18 protein-coding genes and 1 riboswitch are annotated in these 22979 nt (G+C 72.0%); of the genes, 8 read left to right on the top strand and 10 right to left on the bottom strand.

What is annotated here, in order from left to right:
- Nucleotides 1-17: 17 nt before the first annotated feature.
- The 4 genes from IE246_RS10750 to IE246_RS10735 are packed head-to-tail and all read left to right on the top strand — an operon-like array spanning nt 18 to nt 5056.
- On the top strand, nt 18-986 hold the full coding sequence (locus IE246_RS10750) for a 2-hydroxyacid dehydrogenase (protein WP_189989233.1): 969 nt from the start codon (nt 18-20) through the stop codon (nt 984-986).
- A 14-nt stretch (nt 987-1000) separates the two neighbouring features.
- Nucleotides 1001-2428, top strand: a complete 1428-nt coding sequence (locus IE246_RS10745) for an amidase (protein ID WP_189989231.1) — start codon at nt 1001-1003, stop codon at nt 2426-2428.
- Nucleotides 2429-2442: 14 nt separating this feature from the next.
- Entirely contained in the window at nt 2443-3870 is a 1428-nt protein-coding gene (locus IE246_RS10740; protein WP_189989228.1) for an amidase, read from the top strand.
- A 13-nt stretch (nt 3871-3883) separates the two neighbouring features.
- A complete protein-coding gene (locus IE246_RS10735; protein WP_189989226.1) occupies nt 3884-5056 on the top strand; it encodes an acyl-CoA dehydrogenase family protein in 1173 nt (390 codons plus the stop codon).
- Between the two features lie 169 nt (nt 5057-5225).
- On the opposite strand, the gene IE246_RS10730 is transcribed toward IE246_RS10735, so the two are convergent.
- The 4 genes from IE246_RS10730 to IE246_RS10715 form a co-directional block, all read right to left on the bottom strand.
- The gene (locus IE246_RS10730; RefSeq protein ID WP_189989224.1) at nt 5226-6386 is read right to left on the bottom strand and encodes a cobalamin-independent methionine synthase II family protein; all 1161 of its coding nucleotides are present in this window, start codon (nt 6384-6386) and stop codon (nt 5226-5228) included.
- Nucleotides 6383-6964, bottom strand: a complete 582-nt coding sequence (locus IE246_RS10725) for a DUF2061 domain-containing protein (RefSeq protein WP_189989222.1) — start codon at nt 6962-6964, stop codon at nt 6383-6385. The genes IE246_RS10730 and IE246_RS10725 overlap by 4 nt, the downstream gene beginning before the upstream one ends.
- A gap of 117 nt (nt 6965-7081) precedes the next feature.
- Nucleotides 7082-7810: a hypothetical protein gene (locus IE246_RS10720; protein ID WP_189989220.1), complete on the bottom strand. Its 729-nt coding sequence runs from the start codon at nt 7808-7810 to the stop codon at nt 7082-7084.
- A 119-nt stretch (nt 7811-7929) separates the two neighbouring features.
- Nucleotides 7930-8232, bottom strand: coding sequence for a YciI family protein (locus IE246_RS10715; RefSeq protein WP_189989218.1), 303 nt, complete (start codon nt 8230-8232; stop codon nt 7930-7932).
- Between the two features lie 91 nt (nt 8233-8323).
- Between IE246_RS10715 and IE246_RS10710 the strand changes: the two genes are divergently transcribed.
- A complete protein-coding gene (locus IE246_RS10710) occupies nt 8324-9196 on the top strand; it encodes a LysR family transcriptional regulator (protein ID WP_189989216.1) in 873 nt (290 codons plus the stop codon).
- Here the strand turns inward: IE246_RS10710 and IE246_RS10705 are convergent.
- The gene (locus IE246_RS10705; RefSeq protein WP_189989214.1) at nt 9193-10974 is read right to left on the bottom strand and encodes a GumC domain-containing protein; all 1782 of its coding nucleotides are present in this window, start codon (nt 10972-10974) and stop codon (nt 9193-9195) included. The genes IE246_RS10710 and IE246_RS10705 overlap by 4 nt on opposite strands.
- Nucleotides 10975-11178: 204 nt before the next feature.
- Here IE246_RS10705 and IE246_RS10700 point away from each other — a divergent pair, with 204 nt between their 5' ends.
- Entirely contained in the window at nt 11179-11946 is a 768-nt protein-coding gene (locus IE246_RS10700) for a carboxymuconolactone decarboxylase family protein (protein ID WP_189989213.1), read from the top strand.
- A 362-nt stretch (nt 11947-12308) separates the two neighbouring features.
- Here IE246_RS10700 and cobO read toward each other — a convergent pair whose 3' ends face one another.
- The 3 genes from cobO to cobW form a co-directional block, all read right to left on the bottom strand.
- Complete coding sequence (cobO, locus tag IE246_RS10695) at nt 12309-12929, bottom strand: cob(I)yrinic acid a,c-diamide adenosyltransferase (RefSeq protein ID WP_189989210.1); 621 nt, start codon at nt 12927-12929, stop codon at nt 12309-12311.
- Entirely contained in the window at nt 12926-16672 is a 3747-nt protein-coding gene (gene cobN / locus IE246_RS10690) for a cobaltochelatase subunit CobN (RefSeq protein ID WP_189989208.1), read from the bottom strand. Before cobN ends, cobO begins: the two co-directional genes overlap by 4 nt.
- 179 nt (nt 16673-16851) lie before the next feature.
- Entirely contained in the window at nt 16852-17895 is a 1044-nt protein-coding gene (gene cobW / locus IE246_RS10685) for a cobalamin biosynthesis protein CobW (RefSeq protein ID WP_189989206.1), read from the bottom strand.
- A gap of 107 nt (nt 17896-18002) precedes the next feature.
- A riboswitch (cobalamin riboswitch) is annotated at nt 18003-18227 on the bottom strand.
- 119 nt (nt 18228-18346) lie between these two features.
- Between cobW and IE246_RS10680 the strand changes: the two genes are divergently transcribed.
- Nucleotides 18347-18784, top strand: a complete 438-nt coding sequence (locus IE246_RS10680; protein ID WP_189989204.1) for a Tat pathway signal sequence domain protein — start codon at nt 18347-18349, stop codon at nt 18782-18784.
- Between the two features lie 25 nt (nt 18785-18809).
- Complete coding sequence (ogt, locus tag IE246_RS10675) at nt 18810-19331, top strand: methylated-DNA--[protein]-cysteine S-methyltransferase (protein WP_189989202.1); 522 nt, start codon at nt 18810-18812, stop codon at nt 19329-19331.
- A gap of 116 nt (nt 19332-19447) precedes the next feature.
- Here ogt and IE246_RS10670 read toward each other — a convergent pair whose 3' ends face one another.
- The gene (locus IE246_RS10670; protein ID WP_189989201.1) at nt 19448-20362 is read right to left on the bottom strand and encodes a transglutaminase family protein; all 915 of its coding nucleotides are present in this window, start codon (nt 20360-20362) and stop codon (nt 19448-19450) included.
- Nucleotides 20359-22944, bottom strand: coding sequence for a circularly permuted type 2 ATP-grasp protein (locus IE246_RS10665; RefSeq protein WP_189989199.1), 2586 nt, complete (start codon nt 22942-22944; stop codon nt 20359-20361). The genes IE246_RS10670 and IE246_RS10665 overlap by 4 nt, the downstream gene beginning before the upstream one ends.
- Nucleotides 22945-22979: the final 35 nt, after the last annotated feature.

Raw genomic sequence — 22979 nt, 5'->3', positions numbered from 1 at the left:
CTTCTCGCGTGCGAGCCATGACCGTCCGAGTTCTCTACTTCGTGCCCGCCGACGCCAACCTGCGCGGACTGATCGAGCAGGAGATGCCCGAGGGCTTCGAGATCGTCTACCTGGAAACCGGCGACGACGCCGAGGTGCGCGAGAGGCTGGCCGACGCCGAGGTCGTGCTGATCGGCGCCAAGCGCCTGGAGGCATGGCATGTCGAGGCCGCCCCGAAGCTGCGGCTGGTTCTGCACCAGGGGGTCGGCTACCACGACACGGTCGCCACCACGGCCCTGCGCGACCGCCAGATTCCGCTGGCGATCACGCCCGGCGGCACCCCGGAGGGCGTCGCCGAGCACACCATCATGATGATGCTGGCGGTCGGCCGCCGGCTGGCCTGGCAGGACTCGGAACTGCGGGCCGGGCGCTGGCACTCGAACACGGTCCGGGCCGAGGCGCGCGGCCTCGGCGGCGCCAATGTCGGGATCATCGGGCTGGGCCGGATCGGCAAGCAGGTGGCGCGACGGCTGATCCCGTTCGAGTGCGGCCGGGTGGCCTATCACGACATCCTCGACATGGACCCGGCGGTCGAGCATGCGCTGCGGGTCGAGCGGCTGCCGTTCGACGAACTGATCGCCAGCTCCGATTTCGTTACCCTGCACGTCCCGCTGACCGACCTGACGCGGCACATGATCGACGCCGAGGCGATCGCCGCCATGAAGGACGGCGCGATCCTGATCAACTGCGCCCGCGGCCCGGTGGTCTCGGAACCGGCGCTGCTTGACGGCCTGACATCCGGAAAGCTCGGCGGCGCCGGGCTCGACGTGTTCGAGATCGAGCCGGTGGTCGGGCCGTCGCCGTTCGCGCCGTTCCGCAACGTCGTGCTGACCCCGCACAATGCGCCCGGTACCCGCGACATCATGCACCGCAAGTTCCGCCAGATGTTCGCCAATGCCGACCGGTTCTTCCGCGGCCAGTCCCTGGAAGACAAGGTCGACCTGTAGACCGCGGAGGCCCCATGGCTGCGTTTTCCGACTATGCCGAGCACGACGGCCTCGGCCTCGCCCGTCTGATCGCCGGCGGGGACGTCACGCCGGAGGAGGTCCTGGAGGCGGCGATCGCCCGGGCCGACGCGGTCAATCCGACGATCAACGCCATCGTCCACCGCATGGACGCCGAGGCGCGCGGCCGGGTCGCCGCCGACCTGCCGCAAGGGCCGTTCGCCGGCGTGCCGTTCCTGCTCAAGGACCTGTACATGGGCTACGAGGGGGCGCCGCTCGGCAACGGCTCGCGGCTGTGGCAGGACTACGCCTCGCCGGCCGACTTCACCTACACCCGGCGCTGCCGGGCCGCCGGCCTGGTGGTGTTCGGCAAGACCAACACGCCGGAACTCGGGGTCGCCTGGACCACCGAGCCGGTGGCCAATGGCCCGACCCGCAATCCCTGGGACCTGGAGCGCTCGGCCGGCGGCTCGTCCGGCGGCGCCGCGGCGGCGGTGGCGGCCGGCATCGTGCCGGTGGCGCACGCCACCGACGGCGGCGGCTCGATCCGGATTCCGGCGGCCAATTGCGGATTGTTCGGCCTGAAGCCGACCCGCGGCCGCAACCCCGCCGGCCCGTTCGTCGGCGAGGGCTGGTCCGGCCTGGCGACCGGCCACGTGGTCAGCCGCAGCGTGCGCGACAGCGCCGCCATGCTCGACGCCACCTCGGGCCCGGCGCCCGGCGACCCGTACGCGGCGCCGCCGCCGGCCCGGCCGTTCCTGCAGGAGGTCGGCACCGATCCGGGCCGGCTGCGGGTCGCCCTGCACACCACCGGCCTCGACGGCCGGCCGCTCGACCCGGAGAACCGGCGCGCCGCCGAGGAGGCGGCCAGGCTGCTGCAGGAGCTCGGGCACGAGGTCGACGAGGCGATGCCGACGCTCGACGTCGCCGCGATCTCCAGGGCGTTCCGGGTCATCATCGCCGGCAACCTGTGGAACGCGGTGGCGCTGCGCTACGACGCGCTCGGCCGCCGGCCCGACGGCTACGGCCTGGAGAAGGCGACCTGGGCCTGGGCCGAGGAGGGTCGGTCCTACACCGCGGCCGACTACGCCGCGGCGGTGACCGCGGTGCACGTCGCCGGCCGCCAGCTGGCGGCGTTCTTCGAGAGCTGGGACGTGATGCTGTCGACCACCATGCGCGAGCCGCCGGTGAAGCTCGGCGTGCTGCGACAGAACGAGCAGGACCTCGACGACTACTACCGCCTGCTGATGGACGAGATGCCGGTCACGCCGCTGTTCAACGCCACCGGCTGCCCGGCGATGTCGGTGCCGCTGCACTGGACCGCCGACGGCCTGCCGGTCGGCATCCACATCGGGGCGGCGTTCGGGCGCGAGGACCTGCTGATCCGGCTGGCCTCCCAGCTCGAGCAGGCCAGGCCCTGGTTCGACCGCGTGCCGGCCCTCTAGGCGCTGGAGATCCGATGCTCGGCCACGACGACTACGCCCGTCACGACGCGCTCGGCCTGGCCGCCCTGATCCGGCGGGGCGAGGTGTCGGCGTCCGAGGTGCTGGAGGCCGCCCTGGCGCGGGCCGACGCGGTGAACCCGCGGGTCAACGCGATCGTCCGACGGCTCGACGAGCGCGCCCGGCAGGCGGTCCGGGACGGGATCGGCTCCGGGCCGTTCGCCGGCGTGCCGTTCCTGTTCAAGGACCTCTACACCTTCGAGGCCGGGGTGCCGGCGGGCAACGGGTCGCGGTTCTGGGACGGGTTCACCGCGCCCGCCGACTTCACCTATGTCGCACGCTGCCGAGAGGCGGGGCTGGTCAGCTTCGGGCGGACGGCGACCTCGGAGGAGGGGATCAGCATCTCCACCGAGCCGGTCGCGACCGGCCCGACCCGGAACCCCTGGGACCTCGGGCGGACGGCAGGCGGCTCGTCCGGCGGCGCGGCGGCGGCGGTTGCCGCCGGCATCGTGCCGATGGCCCACGGCAGCGACGGCGGCGGCTCGATCCGGATCCCGGCGGCGCAGTGCGGGCTGTTCGGCCTGAAGCCCAGCCGCGGACGCAATCCGATGGGGCCGTTCGTCGGCGAGGGCTGGGCCGGGCTCGCCTGCAGCCACGTGATCAGCCGCAGCGTGCGTGACAGCGCCGCCATGCTGGATGCGACCTCGGGACCGGAGGTGGGCGATCCGTACGCAGCTCCGGCCCCGGCACGGCCGTTCCTGGATGAGGTCGGCGCCGATCCCGGCCGGCTGCGCGTCGCCCTGCATCTTCAGGGCCTGGACGGCCTCCTGCTCGACCCGGAGAACCGGCGGGCGGTCGAGGCGGCGGGCCGGCTGCTGGAGGGGCTCGGCCACCAGGTCGAGGAGGCGATGCCGGAGATCGACGCAGCCGCCCTGAACCGGGCGATCATGGTGATCGTCGCGGCCAACTCCTGGAACACCGTGGCGATGCGCTCGGCCGAGCTCGGCCGCGAGCCGGACGGCACCGGCTACGAGCGCGCCAGCTGGGAGATCGCCCGCTCGGGCCGGTCGCTGACGGCGCCGGACTATGCGGCCGCCGTGACCGCGTTTCACCGGGCCGGCCGGATGTTCGGGCAGTTCTTCGAGCGGTTCGACGTGCTGGTGTCGACCACCATGCGACGGCCGCCGTTCGCGCTCGGCACCCTGCGGCCGGACGAGACCGGCGGCGACGCGTTCGGCCGGCAGTGCCATGCCGAGATGCCTGTGACCCATTTCTTCAACATGACCGGATGCCCGGCGATGTCGGTGCCGCTGCACTGGACCGGCGACGGCCTTCCGGTCGGAATCCATGTCGGCGCCGGCTACGGCCGCGAGGACCTGCTGCTCCGGCTGGCCGGCCAGCTCGAGGCGGAACGCCCGTGGTTCGACCGACGGCCCCAACTTTGAGGAAGCGCGAGAAATGACCGGAGTCCAGCTGCTGACCGACGACCAGAAGGCCGTCGTCGAGGCCGTCGGCCGCATCATCGACCGGTTCGACGACGACTACTGGCGCAAGGCCGACGAGCAGGCGCGCTTCCCGGTCGAGTACACGACCGCGATGGCGGAAGGCGGCTGGCTCGGCATCGCCATGCCCGAGGATGTCGGCGGCGCCGGGCTCGGGCTCACCGAGGCGGCGCTGATGATGAACCGGGTGGCCAACTCGGCCGGCGGCATGGCGGCGTCGTCGTCGATCCACATCAACATCTTCGGCCTGAACCCGGTGGTGGTGTTCGGCAACGAGGAGCAGCGCCGGCGCTTCCTGCCGCCGCTGATCGCCGGCAAGGAGCGGGCCTGCTTCGGTGTCACCGAGCCCGACGCCGGGCTCGACACCGGCCGCATCAAGACCGCGGCGGTGCGCGACGGCGACGTCTACCGGATCACCGGCCGCAAGATCTGGACCTCGACCGCCCAGGAGGCGGACCGGGTGCTGATCATCGCCCGGACCTCGCCGATCGACTCGACGCGCAAGCCGACCGACGGGCTGACCCTGTTCTATGCGCCGCTCGACCGATCCAAGGTCGAGATCCGGGCGATCCACAAGATGGGCCGGCACGCCGTCGACTCGAACATGCTGTTCATCGACGGGCTGGAGGTGCCGGTGGCCGACCGGATCGGCGAGGAGGGGCAGGGCTTCAAATGCCTGCTGCACGGGCTGAACCCGGAGCGCGTCATGATCGCCGCCGAGGCCGTCGGGATCGGCCGCCAGGCGCTGTCGCGGGCGGTGACCTACGCCAAGGAGCGCGTCGTGTTCGGCCGGCCGATCGGCCAGAACCAGGGCATCCAGCACCCGCTGGCCGAGAACTGGATGGAGCTGGAGGCGGCTTGGCTGATGGTGCTGCGGGCGGCCGCCCTGTACGACGCCGGCGAGCCGTGCGGCGCCGAGGCCAACGCCGCCAAGTACCTGGCGGCCGAGGCGGCGTTCAAGGCCTGCGAGCGGGCGGTGATGACCCTCGGCGGCATGGGCTACGCGGCCGAGTACGGGGTCGAGCGGCTGTTCCGCGAGGTCCTGATCAACCGCATCGCGCCGGTGTCGCCGGAGCTGATCAAATGCTTCATCGCCGAGCGCGTGCTCGGCCTGCCGAAGAGCTACTAGCGGTCCTTCGGGCGGATTGGACGCGCCCGTCGCAGCGTGGGTTCCGGCTCGGCTGCGCCGGACTGGCGCATCCGTCCGGAATGACGAGGGAAGGGGAACGCACTCTCTCTGTCGTCATTCCGGAGCGGGACGCATCCGGAACCCACCCGCCGCTTCGTCTTGCGCAAGCCTAGAACAGCCGGCCGGCGGCGATGTCGGCGCCCTCGCGCAGGCTGCGCAGCTTGGCCCAGACCACGTCCGAGGTGACCCGTCCCATGCCGGCCGAGGTGTCGAAGCCGCAGTCGGTCCCGGCCTGGATGCGGGCCGGGTCCCCGACCATCTCGGCGGCCCGCTCGAGCCGGTCGGCGACCACCTCCGGATGCTCGACATAGGCCGTCTGGGTGTCGATGCAGCCGACGATCAGGGATTGATCCTTCTTCAGAGGAATGTCCCGGAACACTTTGATTTCATGCTGATGTCGTGGATTCGCGAACGGCATCATGTAGGTGCCGACATCGGCCGCCAGGATCGACGGCAGGATGTCGCGCAGCGGCACGTCGTGGTCGTGCGGCCCCTCGTAGTTGCCCCAGCAGACATGCAGCCGGATGCGGTCGCGCGGCAGCCCGGCGATCGCCTTGTTGATGGTCGCCACGACGCGGTCGACGAAGCCGACGAAGTCGGTCACCGGCCGGTCGGCATAGGTCAGGTGCCGTTCCAGCGCGAGGTCCGGCGCGTCGATCTGCAGCATCAGCCCGGCGGCGATCGCGGCCTCGTACTCGACCTTCAGGGCCTCGGCGACGTCGTGCAGGTAGGCCTCGTCGTCGGGGTAGTAGTCGTTCTTCATCGCCATCGCGACGATGCCGGGCGAGGGCGCGGTGATGAAGGCGTCGGCGAACTCGTCGCCGGCGGCGGCCAGCGCGGTCTTGAAGCCCTCGATCTCGGCGGCGTTGGCCGCCCGGTCCTCGTAGCGCACCGGGCCGATCGCCATCGGCGGCGAGAAGTTGGTCACGCCCTTGGTGGTGGCCAGGGCCTGCCGCCGCACCTCCGCGAACTCCGGGTAGGCGTCGAACTCGCGGCTGGGCCGGCGGGTCCAACGGCCGCCGAAGCCGGACATCCGGCGCTGCACGTACAGGAAGAAGCCCTCGCGGACCTGCTCGCCGTCGCTCGGCACGTCGATGCCGACCTCGCGCTGGCGGGCCACCACGGCCCGGGTCGCGGCATCGCCTTCGGCGGCCAGGGCCGCCTCGTCGATCGGCTCGCCGTTGACGCGGTGGGCGTACAGCTGAACCAGCCGTCCGGGGCGCGGCAGGCTGCCGGCATGGGTCGTCAGGATGCGCTTGGTGGAAGTCATCGGGATGTCCGGTCTCCGTGCCATGCTGCGGGAATCGCCTTGACCCGGGTCGTGGCCGCCTGGTCGCGGTACTGGTCGTAGAACTCCCAGCCGTACTCGCTGGCGACGTAGACGACGGTCTCGCCGACCGCGCTGCCGACCATGAAGCCGCCGGCCGCGATCGGGTTGCCGGTGAAGCCGTAGCCGACGGCGAACGCGCGCGTCGAACTGGCAAGGCGGAAGGTGATGCCCTTGAGGATGTTGGTGTTGACGTCGTAGTCGGTGTCCGGCGGGCCGAGGTAGCCCCAGGCGACTTCGTGACCGTAGTAGAGCACGGCGGCCGCCGTCGCATTCACCGCCAGGAACGCCGGTCCGGCGTAGAGGTGGCCGCCGAGGAGGCTGCCGAACAGCAGCAGATCGATGGTGTTGGTGGCGCCTTCGAACACCACCGTCTTGTAGAGCGAACGCTCCAGCACCGGCGGATCCGCGGCCGCGTCGGCACCCTGCGCCGACGCCCGTGCCGGCGAGGCCACGACGATCGTGGCCAGGAGGACGACCGCGATCAGGTGGAGAAGGATCTGCGTTCTTCGCTGCGGCAACGCCGTCCTCCCGGGTTTCGCACCGGGCAGGATGATCCGGCGCCCGGACAGCATGGCACCGCCGGTCCGGTTCGTCAGGTCCGATTGCACGAATGGAGCCGTGACGGCCGGGAGCCGTCAGCGCCGCTTCAGGTCGTCACCGAGCATCTGGCGGCGCAGTTCCTCGATCGGATCGGCCGCCGCAGGCTTCTTGCGGGTCGACTTGAGCACCGGGTCATCGGGAATCCGCTGCCAGTCCCAGCCCTTGTCGTCGTCGGCGGCCGTCGCGTCAGCCGTCGCGTCGGCCGACGGATCGAGTGCGATGGCCGGACCCTTCTGCCGTCCGGGTGCAGGTGCCGGCCTGCCCGTTGCGGGGGCGGCCTTGCCGGGAGCCCGGCCGGTCGAGGCCGCCGGCTTCGGCATCGTCGGCTTGGGGATCGACGCCGCCGGCTTGGCCTTGGCGTTGGCCTCCGGCGGGATCGGCTTCCAGGAGAGCGCGTCCGGCGCATCGGTCGCCGGACTGTGGTCCAGGATCATCGGTTTCCAGTCGAGGGTGTCGTCGACCGCCGGGGCCGGCGGCTTGGCGACCCTCGGGACCGCGGGCTGCTGCTTGCGGGCCGCGCTGAGCTGGCGCTCGGTCTCGGCCTGCCGCTCGGCGTGGGTGCCGATGCGGCGGCGTTCCCGGGCCGGGAGGGAATCGAACGATTCCTCGGCGCGCCGGTAGTCGGTCCGCGTGCCGCTGCCGGCCGCCTTCTCAAGGCGCTCGGCGATGCGGGCATTGGCCGGCCCGGCCGCCTTGGTGCTGCGGGCGAGGATACGGATGCTGCGCCGGTCGACGTCTGACAGGTCGTCGTTGTCGTCGGTCATGCCGATTCGCTCGACATGGTGTCCCCTTTCGTCGGCTCGGATACTGCCGAGCTTCAACGTCTCCCCCTTAAATATCTCTTAAGAAACGATCTTGGTCCAGCTTCTGGGCAACCGGCCGGTCAGCGGCGCCGGCTGCCCTCGGGAAAAACCCGGCGCCAGTGCAGGATACGGACCGAGCGGCGCAGACCGGTCGGCCAGAACGGATCGCGTTCGACCAGATCCCGGACGGCCGACTCGGAGTCGGCCTCGACCAGCCACAGGCCGCCCGCCGCGTTGCCGCCGCCGTCGCCGGTGTCGAGCAGCGGGCCGGCGCCGCGAACCTGGTCGGCGTGGTCTTCCAGGAACGCCAGATGTGCGGCCATGTGACGGTCGCGGGCGTCGGCACGGGCGGGATCGTCTTCGAACAGCACGGCGAACAGCATGTCGGCCTCCATCGGTCGGGCTTGGCATGCCGATCCTGAACCGGCAAAACTGCGGCACGTAGCGGGAACCTGGCCGTGCCGGACGGCAAGAATGCAGGAACTGGACTGGAGCGACCTGCGCATCGTCCTCGGGCTGGCGCGCTTCGGCACGCTCGCCGAGGCGGCGCGCCGCCTGCGGATCGACCCGACCACCGTGGCGCGCCGGATCACGAAGGCCGAGGCGGCGCTCGGCGTGCGGCTGTTCGACCGGGTCGAGGGCGTCTGGCGGCCGACCGGAGCCGGGGCGTCGGCGGCGGCCGCCGCGGAACGGATGGAGGGCGAGGCCGGCGGCCTCGCCGAGGCGCTCGCCGGGGCCGACACCCGGGTCGCCGGCACGGTGCGGCTGACCGCGGTGCCGTTGCTGGTCGACCGGGTGCTGATCCCGGCGCTGCCGGCGCTGCTGGCCCGGCATTCCGGCCTGATCCTGGAACTGATCGCCGAGCCGCGCTCGCTCAGCCTGACCCGGCGCGAGGCCGACCTGGCGCTGCGGCTGGCACGTCCGACCGGCGAGCAGGCGACCCTGGCCCGCCGGATCGGCCGGCTGGCGTATGCCGCCTACGCGCCGGCCGGCGTGGATGCCGCGGGCCTGCCGTGGATCGGCTACGACGATTCCATGGCCGACCTGCCGCCGGCCAGGAGGACGTCCGAGCTGGCGGCCCGCGACGGTGTTCCGCTGGCCGGGCTCCGGGTGAACGACGGCGGCGGCCTGCTGCAGGCGATCCGGGCCGGGATCGGGCGCGGGGTGCTGCCGCGGCCGGTCGGCGACCGGGCCGGCGGCCTGGTCCGGCTCGACGACCCGGACGCGGCGCTGGAGCGCGAGCTGTGGCTGCTGGTCCACCCGGAGCTGCGCGGCCTGGCGCGGATCCGTGCGGTCGTCGAGTGGCTCGAGGGGGTGATGCGGGCGGCGGCGCCGCGCGCCGGCTAGTTCGACCGCTGGTGGACTGCCGAGACACGCCCGTCGGCACCGAGATCGGTGATCGCCGCCAGCGCCCACGGCAGCTGGTCGCCGGACCGGCGCAGGGTCAACCGGATGCGCCCCTCCGCCGGCTGCCCGGGCTGCTCCGCGTATCGCGCGTGGACGACCAGTTCCGAGGCGCCTGCCTCGGTTCCGATGCAGGCCGGCGGGGGTGGGGCGGACTGGATGGCCTGCTGGGTCACCGGGCCGGCGGACGGTCCGGGCCGGTCGGCCGCGAGCGGGGCGCACAGCAGGCGTTCGGCCCCGGTGACCGCGAAGTCGGGGCCGAGCACGAGGCTGGCCAGCTCCCCGAGCTGCTCGTCCTGCACCTGCCGCAGCACGTACCGCCGCATGGCCTCCGGGTCGCGGGCGACGACGGCGACCAGGGTCTGCGCCAGCACCGCGCGCGCGTCGTCCGGAAAGCCGTCTGGAAGGGTGCCGAGCACGTTGTCGGGGGTGACGGCCTGCGCCCGTTCGACCTGGGCGATCCTGATCCGGCCGGTCCGGTTGTCGGTCAGGCGCCCGTACAGCTCCGGCTCCAGGACCTTGAGATCGGGAAAGGAAACGATCCGCAACGGGCGCATGTCGCCCTGCAGGCCCTCGATCCGGACATTGCGGTCCTCCGCCTGGATGAAGCGGGCGAGGTCCCAGCTGCCGTCGCCGGCGATCGGCCCGCGGACCTTGTCGAGGTCCACGCGCCCGTTGTTGCGGCTGGCGATCAGCCGTTGCGTGACCAGCCAGTTGGTCTCGCTCGGCCCGTCGACCATGATGACGTCCTGGGCGTACTCGATGTCGACGACCTTGTTCTCGCGGGTGCTGAGGATGGCGATCCGGCGCAGGGCGTGGCTCTCCTGGCCGATCACGCCGAAATAGATCTGCTCGCCGGCGCGGCTGTCGAGGTCTCCGGCGCGGAACCAGAAGTCGAAGCCCGGGACCGACGCGACGATCGCCTGGAGCTTGTCGTCCGGCAGGCCGACCAGCTTTTCCAGCATCTTGCGGTCGGCCGCGGCGTCGGCGGCGAAGCCGACCAGGACGCCGGCGGGATCGCCGAACGAGGCCACGATGGTCCGGGCGACCGCGATCAGGTCTGCATCGACATCGTTGTCGGAGTCGATGAACCGGCTGGCGAACTCGACCAGCTCGGACTGCAGGCCCTGGATCTGGGTGGCGCGGCCGTCCAGCTCGCGCTCCTTGACCGCCAGTTGCTTTTCCTTGGCCTCTAGCTCCGCCTGCACCGATCTCAGGCGTGAGCGCGTGGTGTCGAGATCCTCCTGGGTCCGCTTCTGCTCGGCGAGCGCACGGTTCGCCTGTTCCTGCAGCACGCCGGCCTTGCGCTCCGCCTCCCGCGAATCGGCGATCAGCTGCCGGGTCTTTTCCTCGAGCGCGGTCAGCTGCTTCAGCTTGGTCTCGTGCAGCTCGTGGAACTCGCTGGCGATCTTGATCTGCTGTTCCTGCTGTTCCCCGACATGCTTGGAGACCTGCAGGAGGGAGTTGAGCTGGCTGCGCAGCTGCTCCTCGTACTGCGCGCGGGTCCGCGCCTCGGCCTCCTTGGCGCTGGTCTCGACCTGCCGGGCGAGGACGACCTTCTCCTGGTTGATCTTCGCGAACTCGATGTAGAACCACATCGAGCCTCCGACGAAGACGGCGGCCGCCAGCACCAGCGGGCCGAGCCGTCCGGCGATCTCGGTGACCGCGTCCCACGGCGTCCGGCCGGTGACCGGCGACGGTGGGGGCTGAACGTTCGCCATCGCTGAACCTCCGCCCCGAAGGGTACGCTTATTTCGGGAGAACGGCCTGGATTTTTTCTGCCGTCGCCTGGGGCGGCCGCGGTCGTGACGGCGGGCCTGCCGTCGGCGTCCGCTCCATGCCGGCCCCGGCGCGGCGTCGAATGGCTGGACGCGGCGGCCGGCGGCGGCTCAGATCGCAACCAGCAGATCGACGGGGAGGCTGCGGTGACGACGCGCGAGGAGGTCCGGCGGGCCGGCGAGGCAATCCGGGAGGAGCTATTCGGAGCCGCCGGGCCGGCGGCCCTGGCGAACGGGGTGCTGGGGTTCGGCGACCTGATGGCGGAGCTGGTCTACGCCAAGGTCTGGGACCGCCCCGGCCTGTCGCGCGCCGACCGCATGGCGGTCACCCTGGGCGTGCTGTGTGCCATGCAGAACGGGACCCAGCTGCGCCGGCACGTCGGCCCGGCCCTCGACCTCGGGCTGGCGCCGCGGGCGATCGTCGAGATCCTGCTGCAGACCGGAATCTACCGCGGCTTTGCTGCATCCGAGACCGCACTGGAGGTGGCGCTCGAGGTGTTCGCCGAGCGCGGCCTGCGGCTCGACGACCTGCCGCGCGAGGACCCGTTGCAAGCCCTGGCGGAGCGCGGCCGCGAGCTGCAGGCCGCTCTGCACGGCGAGCGCCGGCACGACGGCCACGCCGCGCCCGACAACCCGGTCACCGGCCCGATCTATCCGCTGGTGGTGCAGTACGCCTATGGCGAGATCTGGGACCGTCCGGGCCTCGACCGCCGGGTCCGGGCGCTGTGCGCGGTGGCGTGCTTCGCGGCGCTCAACCACGACACCCTGCTGCGCAAGTTCGCGCTGTCGGCCCTGAACGTCGGCGCGACCCGCGAGGAGGTGATCGAGGCGATCGTCCAGAGCGGCCCGTACGGCGGCTTCGCGTTCATGCTGAAGGGCCTCGGCATCGTCGGCGAGGCGTTCGCGGACGTGTAAGGCGACGGAACGGCCGGTGGGTTCCGGCTCTCCGCGGCTTCGCCGCTGCGGCCGGAATGACGACAGGGGGAGAACCGGCTGCCACCCTCCCGTCGTCATTCCGGACGGACGCGCCAGGGGGCGCGGCCGGGCCGGAACCTACGGAGCGCCGGACGTGTCGCACTCGGGACTCGATCCCTCTGCGCAGGTTCCTACAGTTGACCCTGAACGGCCGGTGGGTTCCGGCTCTCCGCGGCTTCGCCGCTGCGGCCGGAATGACGACAGGGGGGAGAATCGGCTGCCACCCTCCCGTCGTCATTCCGGACGGACGCGCCAGGGGGCGCGGCCGGGCCGGAACCCACGGAGCGACGGGCGTCTCCCCCTCAGAACTCGATCCCCGCCTGCGCCTTGAAGCCGCTGCGGAACGGGTGCTTGACCATGGTCATGTCGGTGACCAGGTCGGCGGCCTCGATCAGCTCGTCCTTGGCGTTGCGGCCGGTGACGATGACGTGCAGGTCGGGGCGCTTGTTCGCCAGGGTCTCCACAACCTCGGCGATCGGCAGGTAGTCGTAGCGCAGAACGATGTTCAGCTCATCCATGAGGACCATGCCGATCGACGGGTCGGCCATCAGCTCCTTGGCGGCCTCCCAGGCGGCGCGGGCGGCGGCGACATCGCGCTCCAGGCTCTGGGTGTCCCAGGTGAAGCCCTCGCCCATGGTGCGGATCGAGACCTGGTCGGGGAACGCTTCCAGCACCTTGCGCTCGCCGGTCTCCCACTTGCCCTTCACGAACTGCACCACGCCGACCTTCATGCCGTGGCCGATGGCCCGGCAGACCATGCCGAAGGCGGCGGTCGACTTGCCCTTGCCCTTGCCGGTGTGGACGATCAGCAGGCCGCCGGTCTTGTCCTTGGTGGCCATGATCTTGTTCCGTGCGGCCCGCTTCTTCGCCATCTTCTCGGCGTGCCGGGCGGCGACCTCGGGGTCGATGGTCTGGTCGGTCATCGCTGTGTTCCCTTCGTGAGTGTCGCCAGCCGATCCTGCACCGCATTCCGCCGCGGATGCCAGAGTCCGCGGTCGATCGCTTCCTGGAAGCGCTCGGCGATCTCCCTGAGCGCCGCCGGGTTGTGCTCCTCCAGGAAGTCGCGAACCGCGTCGTCCTCCAGGTAGGCGTCGAACAGCTGCTCGAAGTGGTGGTCGTCGACGCAGCGTGCCGTCGCCGCGAAGGCGAACAGGTAGTCGACGGTGGCGGCCATCTCGAAGCCGCCCTTGTAGCCGTGCCGCATGACCCCGGCGATCCACTTCGGGTTGGCGGCGCGGCCGCGCACGATGCGGGCGATCTCCTCGGCCAGGGTCCGCACCTTCGGGCTCTCCGGACGGCTCGAATCGGTGTGGAACACCGCCGGCTGGGCGCCCGAGAGGTGGCGGACCGCGGCGGTGATGCCGCCCTCGAACTGGTAATAGTCGTCGCTGTCCAGCAGGTCGTGCTCGCGGTTGTCCTGGTTGTGCACCACCAGCTCGGCGCCGGCCAGCCGGGCGCGGAACAGCTCCGGCTCGGACGCGCCCTCGGCGCCCTGGCCGTAGGCGTAGGCGCCCCATTCCAGATAGGCCTCGGCGAGGTCGGCCTCGTCCTCCCAGACCCGCTCGTCGATCAGCGCCTGCAGGCCGGCCCCGTAGGCGCCGGGCTTGGAGCCGAACACCCGGAAGGCGGCGCGGGCGCGGGCGGTCTTCGCGTCGACCCCGGCGGCGGTCATGCGCGCGGCGTCGGCCGTCACGCGGGCGGCGACCGGGTTGAGGTCGGCCGGCTCGTCCAGCGCCGCGACGGCGCGCACGGCGCTGTCGACCAGGTCGATCTGGTGCGGGAAGGCGTCGCGGAAGAAGCCGGAGACCCGCACGGTGACGTCGACCCGCGGCCGGTCCAGCACCGACAGCGGCAGGATCTCGAAGCCGGTGACCCGGCCCGAGGCGGCCTCCCACTCCGGGCGTACCCCGAGGAAGGCCAGGATCTGGGCAATGTCGTCGCCGCCGGTGCGCATGTTGGCGGTGCCCCAGGCCGAGACCGCGAGCCGCTTCGGCCAGTCGCCGTTCTCCTGCCGGTAGCGGTCGAGCACCAGGCCGGCCGACTTCCAGCCCAAGGTCCAGGCCGCCGGGGTCGGCACCGCCCGTGTGTCGACCGAGTAGAAGTTGCGCCCGGTCGGCAGCACGTCCGGGCGGCCGCGGCTCGGCGCGCCGGATGGGCCGGGCGGGACGAACCGGCCGTCGAGACCGCGCAGCAGGTTAGCGATCTCGTCCGGGCCGGACTGCAGCACCGACGGACGCAGCCGGGACTCGATCTGCTCCAGCACGGCGGCGGTGCGGGTCCAGGCGGCGGAGCATGGTGCGATGCCGTCGACCAGACGGGCCGCCAGGAGCTCCAGCCGCTCGACCGCGTCGCCGGCGGTCCGCCAGGGCTGGTCGTCGACGGCGGCGAGTGCGTCCGGACGCGGGCCGGTCCAGGCCTCGGCCGGCACCGTATCGAGCGGATCGAAGCCTTCCAGCCCGAGGTCGGCGGCCAGCGCCCGATGCAGCGAGGCGTCGCCGGCCTCGCCCCGACCGCGCGGCACCCGGGCGAGCGCCACCAGCAGGTCTGTCAGCAGCCGCCCTTCGGGTGCGGTGCCGAACACGTGCAGCCCGTCGCGGATCTGCAGTTCCTTCAGCTCGCACAGGTGGTTGTCGAGTTTGCCCAGCGCGATCTCGTCGGCCTCCTCGGGGTCGATGCCGACATCCTTGTCGAGGCCGGTGCGCCGGGCGGCGTCGAGGATGCGCTCGGCCAGGACCGGCAGGCGGCGCGGGTCGACGCCCATGGCCTGGAAATACTCGTCGACCAGCGCCTCCAGCTCCTGCAGCGGGCCGTGCAGCTCGGCCCGGGTCAGCGGCGGCGTAAGATGGTCGATGACGGTGGCGGCGATCCGGCGCTTGGCCTGGCTGCCCTCGCCGGGATCGTTGACGATGAACGGGTACAGGACGGGCAGGGGGCCGAGGGCGACTTCCGGGAAGCAGGACCCGGACAGCGCCAGCGCCTTGCCGGGCAGCCACTCCAGGTTGCCGTGCTTGCCGACGAACACCACGGCGTGGGCGTCGAAGGTCTGGCGCAGCCAGGCGTGGAAGGCGAGGTAGCCGTGCGGCGGGGCCAAGTCGGGGTCGTGGTAGCTGGCCTTCGGGTCGATGTGGTAACCGCGGGCCGGCTGGATCGCCACCGCGACGTTGCCGAGCCGGTGGGCGGCGAGGCGGAAGCGGTCGCCCTCGACATGCGGGTCGGCCCCGGGGGCGCCCCAACGGTCGCTGACGGTCCGGCGGGCCGCCTCCGGGACCGCCGCCAGGAACCGGGCGTAGTCGGCGAGCGCCAGAGTTTCGCCGCCGGTCTTCTCCGTCCGGCCGTCGAGCGCATTGGTCGGCCCGGCCGCAAGTCGCCGCATCAGCGCGTCGCCGTCGGCCGGGATGCCGTCGACTGCATACCCGGCGCCGGCCAGCGCCCGCAGGATCGCCACCGTCGCGGCCGGGGTGTCGAGGCCGACGCCGTTGCCGAGCCGGCCTTCCTTGGTCGGGTAGTTCGCGAGCACCAGGGCGATCCGGCGCTCGGCCGGCGGGGTGGCGGCGAGCCGGGCCCAGGCGGCCGCCAGGTCGGCGACATGGGCGACCCGGTCCGGCACCGGCTCGGGGGCGACGATCGGGCATTCGGTCGCCTCGTCCCAACGCCCGTCGCCCTTGAACGACACCGCGCGGGTCAGCAGCCTTCCGTCGATCTCCGGCAGGGCCACGTGCATGGCGATGTCGCGCGGGCCGAGCCCCCGTGTTCCGTCCTCCCAAGCGTCCCGTGCCCCGCTGGAGAACACCACCTGCAGCACCGGCCGGTCGCTGGCGGCGAACGGCCCGTCGACCGCCTTGCCCGGCTGCGACACTGCGAACGAGGTCGCGTTCAGGATCACCGCCGGCGGGCAGGCCGCCAGGGTGTCCGACACCAGGGCCGCCGAGATCGGCTCCTTCAGGCTCTGGGCGTAGATCGGCACGGCGCCGAGGCCGCGCGCCGCCAGGGCCTCGACCATGGCGTCGACCGGGCCGAGCTGCCCGGCCTGCACCAGCGCCCGGTAGAAAACCAGCGGCACCGCCGGGGCGTCCGGCGACGGCCAGCGGGAACGGATCGCGTTCAGGTCCGGGCGGTCGAGCCCCGGCCAGTACAGCCCGGCGCGCGGGATCGGTGCCGGCTCCCGCCAGTCGGCGGGCCGGCCGAGCAGGTCGTCGGCATAGGCCAGCAGCTGCCCGGCGTTGTCCGGCCCGCCCTCCTGCAGGTAGCGCCAGATCCGGTGCACCGCCTCGGCCGGCAGGGTCGAGCGGCCCATCAGGTCGGCGTCCGGTGTGTCGTCGCCGGGCACGCAGGCGAGCGCGACGCCGTTCTCGCGGACGGCACCGGCGATCTGCTCGATGCCGTACGGCCAGTAGGCGACCCCGCCGATCAGCCGGACGATCACCAGCCGGGCGTGCGCGACGATCTCCTCGGCGTAGATGTCGACCGACAGGTGGTGCTGCAGCCGCATGACGTTGGCGAGCCGCAGGCCGGTGGCGTCCGCCGGCCGCCGGGCGCGTGCCGCGGCCAGTGTCGACAGGTCGGTGTCGGCGGCCGACAGCACCACCACTTCGCCGGGCGTCTGGCCGAGGTCGACCGCCTCCGACCCGTCGTCGATCGCGCCCGAGCGGGTGGCGAGAAGGTGCATCAGGAGATCCTCGTCGCGCACTTTATGGCGGCCGGTGGGTTCCGGCTCGAGCCGCTCCGCTGGCGCGGATCGTCTCGTCCGGAATGACGGCAATTTTTCATCTCGTCATTCCGGACGGACGCGCCGTCCAGGCGCGGACGAGCCGGAACCCACGCAGTGACGGGCGCCATCCCGGAGTCCTAGGCCCGCAGCTCGGCCGCCACCGCTTCGGCGTCGAACCCGGCCTGACCGATGACGACCAGCCGCGAGGTGCGGATCTCGCCGGCCTCCCACGGTCGGTCGAAATAGCGCTGAACCCGGTCGCCGACACCCTGCACGATCAGCCGCATCGGCTTCTCGGGGACCGCGACGAAGCCCTTCACCCGCAGGATGTCATGGCGGGAAGCGACGTCCTTGATCCGCGCTTCGAGCGCCGCCGGGTCGGCGACCTCGCCGAGGTCGACGACGATGCTGGCGAAGTCGTCGTGGTCGTGCTCGTGGCCGTCGTCGTGGTGCGACGGCCGGCTGTCCAGGTCGTCCTCGGCGGCGGCGTCGAGGCCGAGCAGCACGGCGGGATCGAGGGCGCCGCCGACGGCGGTCACGGCGTGGACCGCCGGGCGCAGGTGCTCGGCCATGCCGGCCTTCACCCGCTCCAGGGTCGCGGCGTCGACCAGGTCGGTCTTGTTCAGCACGATCAGGTCGGCACAGGCGAGCTGCTCCTCGAACAGCTCCTCGAGCGGGCTCTCGTGGTCGAGCGACGGGTCGGCGGCCCGTTGTGCCTGGACCGCCTCCACGTCGGTCGCGAACCGGCCGGCGGCGACGGCGGCGGCGTCGACCACCGCGATCACCCCGTCGACCGTGGCGCGGGTCCGCACCTCCGGCCAGCCGAACGCCTTGACCAGCGGCTTCGGCAGCGCGAGGCCGGAGGTCTCGATGATGATGTGCTCCGGCGGCTCCGGCCGGTCGAGCAGGGCGGTGATGGTCGGCAGGAAGTCGTCGGCCACGGTGCAGCAGATGCAGCCGTTGGTCAGCTCGACGATGTCGTCGTCGGTGCAGCTCTCGTCGCCGCAGCCGCGCACCAGCTCGCGGTCGACCCCGAGGTCGCCGAACTCGTTGATGATGAAGGCGAGCCGCCGGCCGCCGGCCTGCTCGATCATGTGCCGGATCAGGCTGGTCTTGCCGGCCCCGAGAAAGCCGGTGACGACGGTGGCGGGAATCTTCGTGGTTCGGGTGGTCTGCGCCATGCTGGCCTCCCCAATACTGGGTTCCGGGCGGCGGCTCGGGGGAGCGGCCGTCGTGCACGCGTGGCGTCGCCGGGGAGACCCCGCGCCCCGACCGCACCCCGGGCCGGAACGGGCGACGGCCGACGGCAGGTCTCCTGGCTCGCGGGTCTCGGCTCCGAGTCGCCTTCCCGCCCCAGTTCGATCCGAGGCAGTGGCATGGTCACCCGTCGCTCGCCGCTCACAGTTGCGGGGGCAGCCGCGGCTTCGCGCACCGATCCGGCGCGCGCTCCGCGTTCCCTTTCAATCCCCGGGGATTCGTCCCTTGCTGGGGAACCGTCGGCCCTTCGCTTATCGGTTTCGGGGGAGGGCATGTCAAGCGACGCCGGGACGCGCTTATCCTGCTGCCTTGTGACGGTCACATATCGCGGGTATGTGGAGTCCGTTCCTGGGTGACCGACACGGAGGACAGGGCATGCGTCGTTTGGCGAGCGGGGTCGCCGGTGCGGTGCTGGCGGCCGGGCTGACGGCCGGGCTTGCAGCCGGTGCACAGGCCGAGGGGAAGTCGGCGATCAACATCGAGCTGAACAAGCTGGAGCCGCTGGAAGGCAGCTGCCGGGCCTACTTCGTGGTCCGCCCGGAAGGGTCCACCGAGTACAAGGCCTTCAACATGGAACTGCTGGTGTTCGACACCGGCGGCATCATCCAGAAGTGGCTGGCGATCGACGCGGCGCCGCTGCGGGCCGGCAAGACCTCGGTCAAGCTGTTCGACGTGTCGGGCGTGGCCTGCGACAAGATCGGGTCGATCCTGCTGAACGACGTCACCGCGTGCGCCGACGCGGCCGGCGACATCGCTGGTTGCGTGGACCGTATCAACCCGTCGAGCAAGGCCAAGGCGACGTTCTACAAGTAGCCGGGTTGCGGGAGCGGCCGGGCGGATGCCGTCGCTGGATTTCCTGGTCGACCGGCTGCCGACGCCGATCGGCGAACTCGTGGTGGTGGCCGACCGCGACGGGCGGCTGCGGGCGGTCGACTGGACCGACCACGAGGACCGGATGCTGGCGCTGCTTCGCACCCAGTACCGGGGTCGGGAGATCTCGCTGACCCCGGCGCACGACCCGGCCGGGCTGTCGCAGGCCTGCGCGGCCTATTTCGCCGGCGACCTCCATGCCATCGACGACCTGCCGGCCGAGACCGGCGGCACCGGGTTCCAGCGCTCGGTATGGCAGGCGCTGCGCGGCATCCCGTGCGGGACGACCATCAACTACCGCGAGCTTGCCGCGCGGGCCGGCCGTCCGGCGGCGGTCCGCGCGGCCGGGCACGCCAACGGCTCGAACCCGATCAGCATCGTCGTCCCCTGCCACCGGGTGATCGGGGCGAACGGCTCGCTGACCGGCTATGGCGGCGGCATCGAGCGCAAACGCTGGCTGCTCCGCCACGAGGGGGTGGCGATCGACTGAAGTCTCGCATGGGTCCCGGATCGCGCTGCGCACGTCCGGGATGAGGGAGAGACGTTTCGTTTCGAGCCTCATCCCGGCCGAAGCGAAGCGTAGAGCCGGGACCCAATGGCTTGGCGCTACGCCGCGCCGTTCCCGACCGGCACGACGTCGACCGCCACCTTCACCTCGTGCTCGCCGCCGCCGACGATCGCGCCCTTCACCGGGCTGACGTCGCCGTAGTCGCGGCCCCAGGCCAGGGTGACATGCTCGGTGGTGGTCAGCTTGTCGTTGGTCGGGTCGAGGTCGACCCAGCCGTGACCGGGCACCCGGACCGACACCCAGGCGTGGCTGGCGTCGGAGCCCTGCAGCTTCTCGCCGCCGGGCGGCGGATAGGTCAGCAGGTAGCCGCTGACGTAGCGGGCCGGGATGCCGAGCCCGCGCAGGCCGGCCAGCATCAGGTGCGCGAAGTCCTGGCAGACCCCGCGGCGGATCCGGAACACCTCGGCGACCGGCGTCGACACGGTGGTCGCGGTCGGATCGTATTCGAGCTCGGCGAAGATCCGGTGGTTCAGGTCGAGCGCCGCCTCCAGCACCGGCCGGCCGGGCACGAAGGATTGCCGAGCCCACGCCCAGACCGCCTCGTTCGAGCGGGTCATCGGCGAGTCGTAGGCGAACGGCTGGGCCGCCAGGATCTCCGGGTCGGTGACCGACGAGCCGTTGACCCGGGCGTCCTCCCAGGCCGGCGTCGCCGACGGGTCGACCGGCGGCGGCGGGTCGACCGCCAGGGTGCCGCGGGCGTGCACCACCAGCCTGGAGTGCTCGTCCTGGATCGTCAGGTGCTCGACCGGGTTGCCGAAGAAGTCGACCTCGACGCGCCGGATCGCCGGCGCGGGGGTCAGCGCGACCCGCCAGGACTCGGTCCGCTGGTTGGCGGTCGGCCGCGGCGTCAGGTGCAGCAGATGGTGCGAGATCGAGACCGGCGCCGAATACTCGAAGTCGGTCCGGTGCCTGACGTCGTAGCGGACGGTTGCCGGGCCGGTGTGGGCGCTCATGGCTCGAAGAACCGCCGGAGCGAGGCGGCCTCGGTGTGGCGCCCGAGGTCGGCGTGGCTGAAGTAGTGTCGGCCGATGGTCTCGGACAGGTCGCCGATGGCGCCGCCGACCCGGGCGAGCAGGGTGTCGAGCTCGGTCCGGCGGCCCTTGGCGTCGGTCCGTGCCAGCGCGCGCACGTCGGCCAGCCGGATCGCCGCCTGGCAGGACAGGATCTGGCGCTGCTCCGGCGAGCGGTCGAGGGCGTCGTCGAAGCGCGGCAGCCGGGCGGCGTGCTGCTCCAGGGCGTCGAGCTGGAACGCGACCGAGCGCGGGTTGCTCTCGTCGATCAGCAGCAGGTCGAGCACCGGCACCAGCCGCGGCGTGCTGACGTAGCGCGCCCGGTAGGTCATGAAGCTGTCCGCCAGCTCCAGCAGGCGGTCCAGGAAGCCGTAGCCCTCCGGGTCGCCGACCGACAGCAGGCCGCGCAGCAGGCCGGCCATGGTCGAGGCCCGCTCCAGCCGGCGACCCATGTCCAGGAACCGCCAGCCCTGGGTGCGCGTGGTGTTCTCCATGCCGAGCCCGGCGAACGCCGACATGGTCCGCAGCATGTCGTTGAGGATCGCCGAGGCCTCGCCGATGTCGAGCCATACCCGGGGCCGCTGCCGCAGCACGTCCTGGTGCAGCTGGTCGAGGGTGCGCCAGGCGTCGAGCGACAGCCGGTCGCGGGTCAGCGACGCCACCCGGTTCACGGTCCTGACGAGCTGCGGAATCCCGTTCGGCTCGCTCGGGTCGAACAGGTAGGCCTGCACCCGCTGCTCGATCTGGGTGGCCGACAGGGTGCGGCCGCGCCGCCGCATCAGCCCGTCGACATCGCCCGGATGCGCCAGCATGTAGAGCAGCTTCTGCATGGCGACGTTGGCGGTCGAATCCTGGACCGGGTCCTCGGCCAGCCGGGTCAGCAGGCTGCGCAGCAGCCGCATGGCGCTCTCGGTGCGCTCGGCGTAGCGGCCGAGCCAGTACATGTTGTCGGCCGCCCGGCTCGGCAGGTCATCGCCGGCCCGGCGCAGCATCGGCGAGGTGTCCTCCTGGCGCAGCAGGCTGAAGCTGCCGACCGGGGCCGAGGACAGCACCCAGGTGTCCTTCGAGCCGGAGCCGCGCTGCATCGACACCGCGCGTGTCGAGTTGCTCGACGAGATCCGGGTCAGGCCGCCCGGCATCACCACGTAGTCGTCGCCGAGCGCGGTGGCGTACATGCGCAGCGCCATCGGCCGGGCCACGAGGTGGCCGCCGTCCCAGGCCGGGGCGGTCGAGAGGGTGATCGCTTCCTGGCCGACATAGTCGTAGCCGCGCTGGCGGATGCGCTCGATCAGCCCGGCGCGCTGCTCGTCGGTCAGCTCGGACCCCAGCACCTGGCCGGCATCGGCGGTCACCAGGGTCGGGGTCTGGAAGGTGCGGGCCACCACCAGGTCGTCCAGGTTGGCGATCACGTGCTCGCGGGCGTCCTCCTGGCCGCACCACCAGGTGGCGATGTGCGGCAGGACCAGGTCCTCGCCGAGCAGGTGGCGGCACAGGCCCGGCAGGAAGCCCATCAGGGCGGTGCACTCCACCAGGCCGGAGCCGAGCGCGTTGGCGATCACCACGTGGCCGGCGCGGGCGGCCTCGACCAGCCCGGCGATGCCGAGCGCCGAATCGGGGCGCAGCTCCAGCGGGTCGCACCATTCGGTGTCGACCCGGCGCAGGATCACGTCGACCGGCTGCAGGCCGCCGACGGTCTTCAGGTAGACCCGGTTGTCGCGGACCGTCAGGTCGGCGCCCTCGACCAGCGGGTAGCCGAGATAGCGGGCCAGGAAGGCGTGCTCGAAATAGGTCTCGTTGAGCGGGCCCGGCGTCAGCAGCACGATGCGCGGGTCGTCGCGGCCGGACAGTGCCCGCAGGTTCTCGCGCAGGGCCTGGAAGAAGTGGGCCAGCCGGCGCACCCGGCCCTCGCGGAACAGGTCGCTGAGGCACTGCGCCGTGATCACCCGGTTCTCGAGCGCGTAGCCGGCGCCGGACGGCGCCTGGGTTCGGTCGTTGAACACCCACCAGCGGCCGTCCGGCGAACGGGCCAGGTCGGCGGCGTAGATCTGCAGGAAGGTCTCGTAGGGCGGGACGATGCCGTGGCAGGGCAGGTGGAAATGCGGGTTGGCGTAGACCAGCGCCGCCGGCAGCACCCCGTCGCAGATCAGGTTCTGCGGCCCGTACAGGTCGGCCAGGACGGCGTTCAGCAGGCGGGCCCGCTGCTTCAGGCCGCGCTCCAGCACCGCCCATTCGGGCTCGGGGATGAGCAGCGGCATGACGTCGAGCTCCCAGGGGCGCTGCTCGCCCTTGGGGTCGCCGTAGACATTGTAGGTCACGCCGTGCTGGCGGATCAGCCGCAGCGCGGTCTCCGGATGCTGGGCGACCTCGTCGGCCGGCAGCGCGCGCATGCCGTCGATGAACGGCCGCCAGTAGGCGCGGCTCTCGCCGCCCGGGGCGACGAGCTCGTCGTAGATCCCCTCGACCGTGCGATAGCCGGTCAGGAGATCGTCGGAATCCTGGGGGTGCACGACGGCGCTCGACGGCATTCTGCAATCCGGACACAAACAGGCCGAGACGCTAT

The sequence above is a fragment of the Thalassobaculum fulvum genome (assembly GCF_014652915.1).
Taxonomy (GTDB): Bacteria; Pseudomonadota; Alphaproteobacteria; order Thalassobaculales; family Thalassobaculaceae; genus Thalassobaculum_A; species Thalassobaculum_A fulvum.
The sequence above is the reverse complement of the archived record's forward strand: the minus strand, read 5'-3'. Positions and strand labels throughout refer to the sequence as shown.

Excerpts from the sequence above, each read along its gene's own strand:
- IE246_RS10750 (WP_189989233.1), top strand. The coding sequence starts at position 18 with ATGACCGTCCGAGTTCTCTACTTCGTGCCCGCCGACGCCAACCTGCGC.
- IE246_RS10745 (WP_189989231.1), top strand. The coding sequence starts at position 1,001 with ATGGCTGCGTTTTCCGACTATGCCGAGCACGACGGCCTCGGCCTCGCC.
- IE246_RS10740 (WP_189989228.1), top strand. The coding sequence starts at position 2,443 with ATGCTCGGCCACGACGACTACGCCCGTCACGACGCGCTCGGCCTGGCC.
- IE246_RS10735 (WP_189989226.1), top strand. The coding sequence starts at position 3,884 with ATGACCGGAGTCCAGCTGCTGACCGACGACCAGAAGGCCGTCGTCGAG.
- IE246_RS10730 (WP_189989224.1), bottom strand. The coding sequence starts at position 6,386 with ATGACTTCCACCAAGCGCATCCTGACGACCCATGCCGGCAGCCTGCCG.
- IE246_RS10720 (WP_189989220.1), bottom strand. The coding sequence starts at position 7,810 with ATGACCGACGACAACGACGACCTGTCAGACGTCGACCGGCGCAGCATC.
- IE246_RS10715 (WP_189989218.1), bottom strand. The coding sequence starts at position 8,232 with ATGCTGTTCGCCGTGCTGTTCGAAGACGATCCCGCCCGTGCCGACGCC.
- IE246_RS10710 (WP_189989216.1), top strand. The coding sequence starts at position 8,324 with ATGCAGGAACTGGACTGGAGCGACCTGCGCATCGTCCTCGGGCTGGCG.
- IE246_RS10705 (WP_189989214.1), bottom strand. The coding sequence starts at position 10,974 with ATGGCGAACGTTCAGCCCCCACCGTCGCCGGTCACCGGCCGGACGCCG.
- cobO (WP_189989210.1), bottom strand. The coding sequence starts at position 12,929 with ATGACCGACCAGACCATCGACCCCGAGGTCGCCGCCCGGCACGCCGAG.
- cobN (WP_189989208.1), bottom strand. The coding sequence starts at position 16,672 with ATGCACCTTCTCGCCACCCGCTCGGGCGCGATCGACGACGGGTCGGAG.
- cobW (WP_189989206.1), bottom strand. The coding sequence starts at position 17,895 with ATGGCGCAGACCACCCGAACCACGAAGATTCCCGCCACCGTCGTCACC.
- IE246_RS10680 (WP_189989204.1), top strand. The coding sequence starts at position 18,347 with ATGCGTCGTTTGGCGAGCGGGGTCGCCGGTGCGGTGCTGGCGGCCGGG.
- ogt (WP_189989202.1), top strand. The coding sequence starts at position 18,810 with ATGCCGTCGCTGGATTTCCTGGTCGACCGGCTGCCGACGCCGATCGGC.
- IE246_RS10670 (WP_189989201.1), bottom strand. The coding sequence starts at position 20,362 with ATGAGCGCCCACACCGGCCCGGCAACCGTCCGCTACGACGTCAGGCAC.
- IE246_RS10665 (WP_189989199.1), bottom strand. The coding sequence starts at position 22,944 with ATGCCGTCGAGCGCCGTCGTGCACCCCCAGGATTCCGACGATCTCCTG.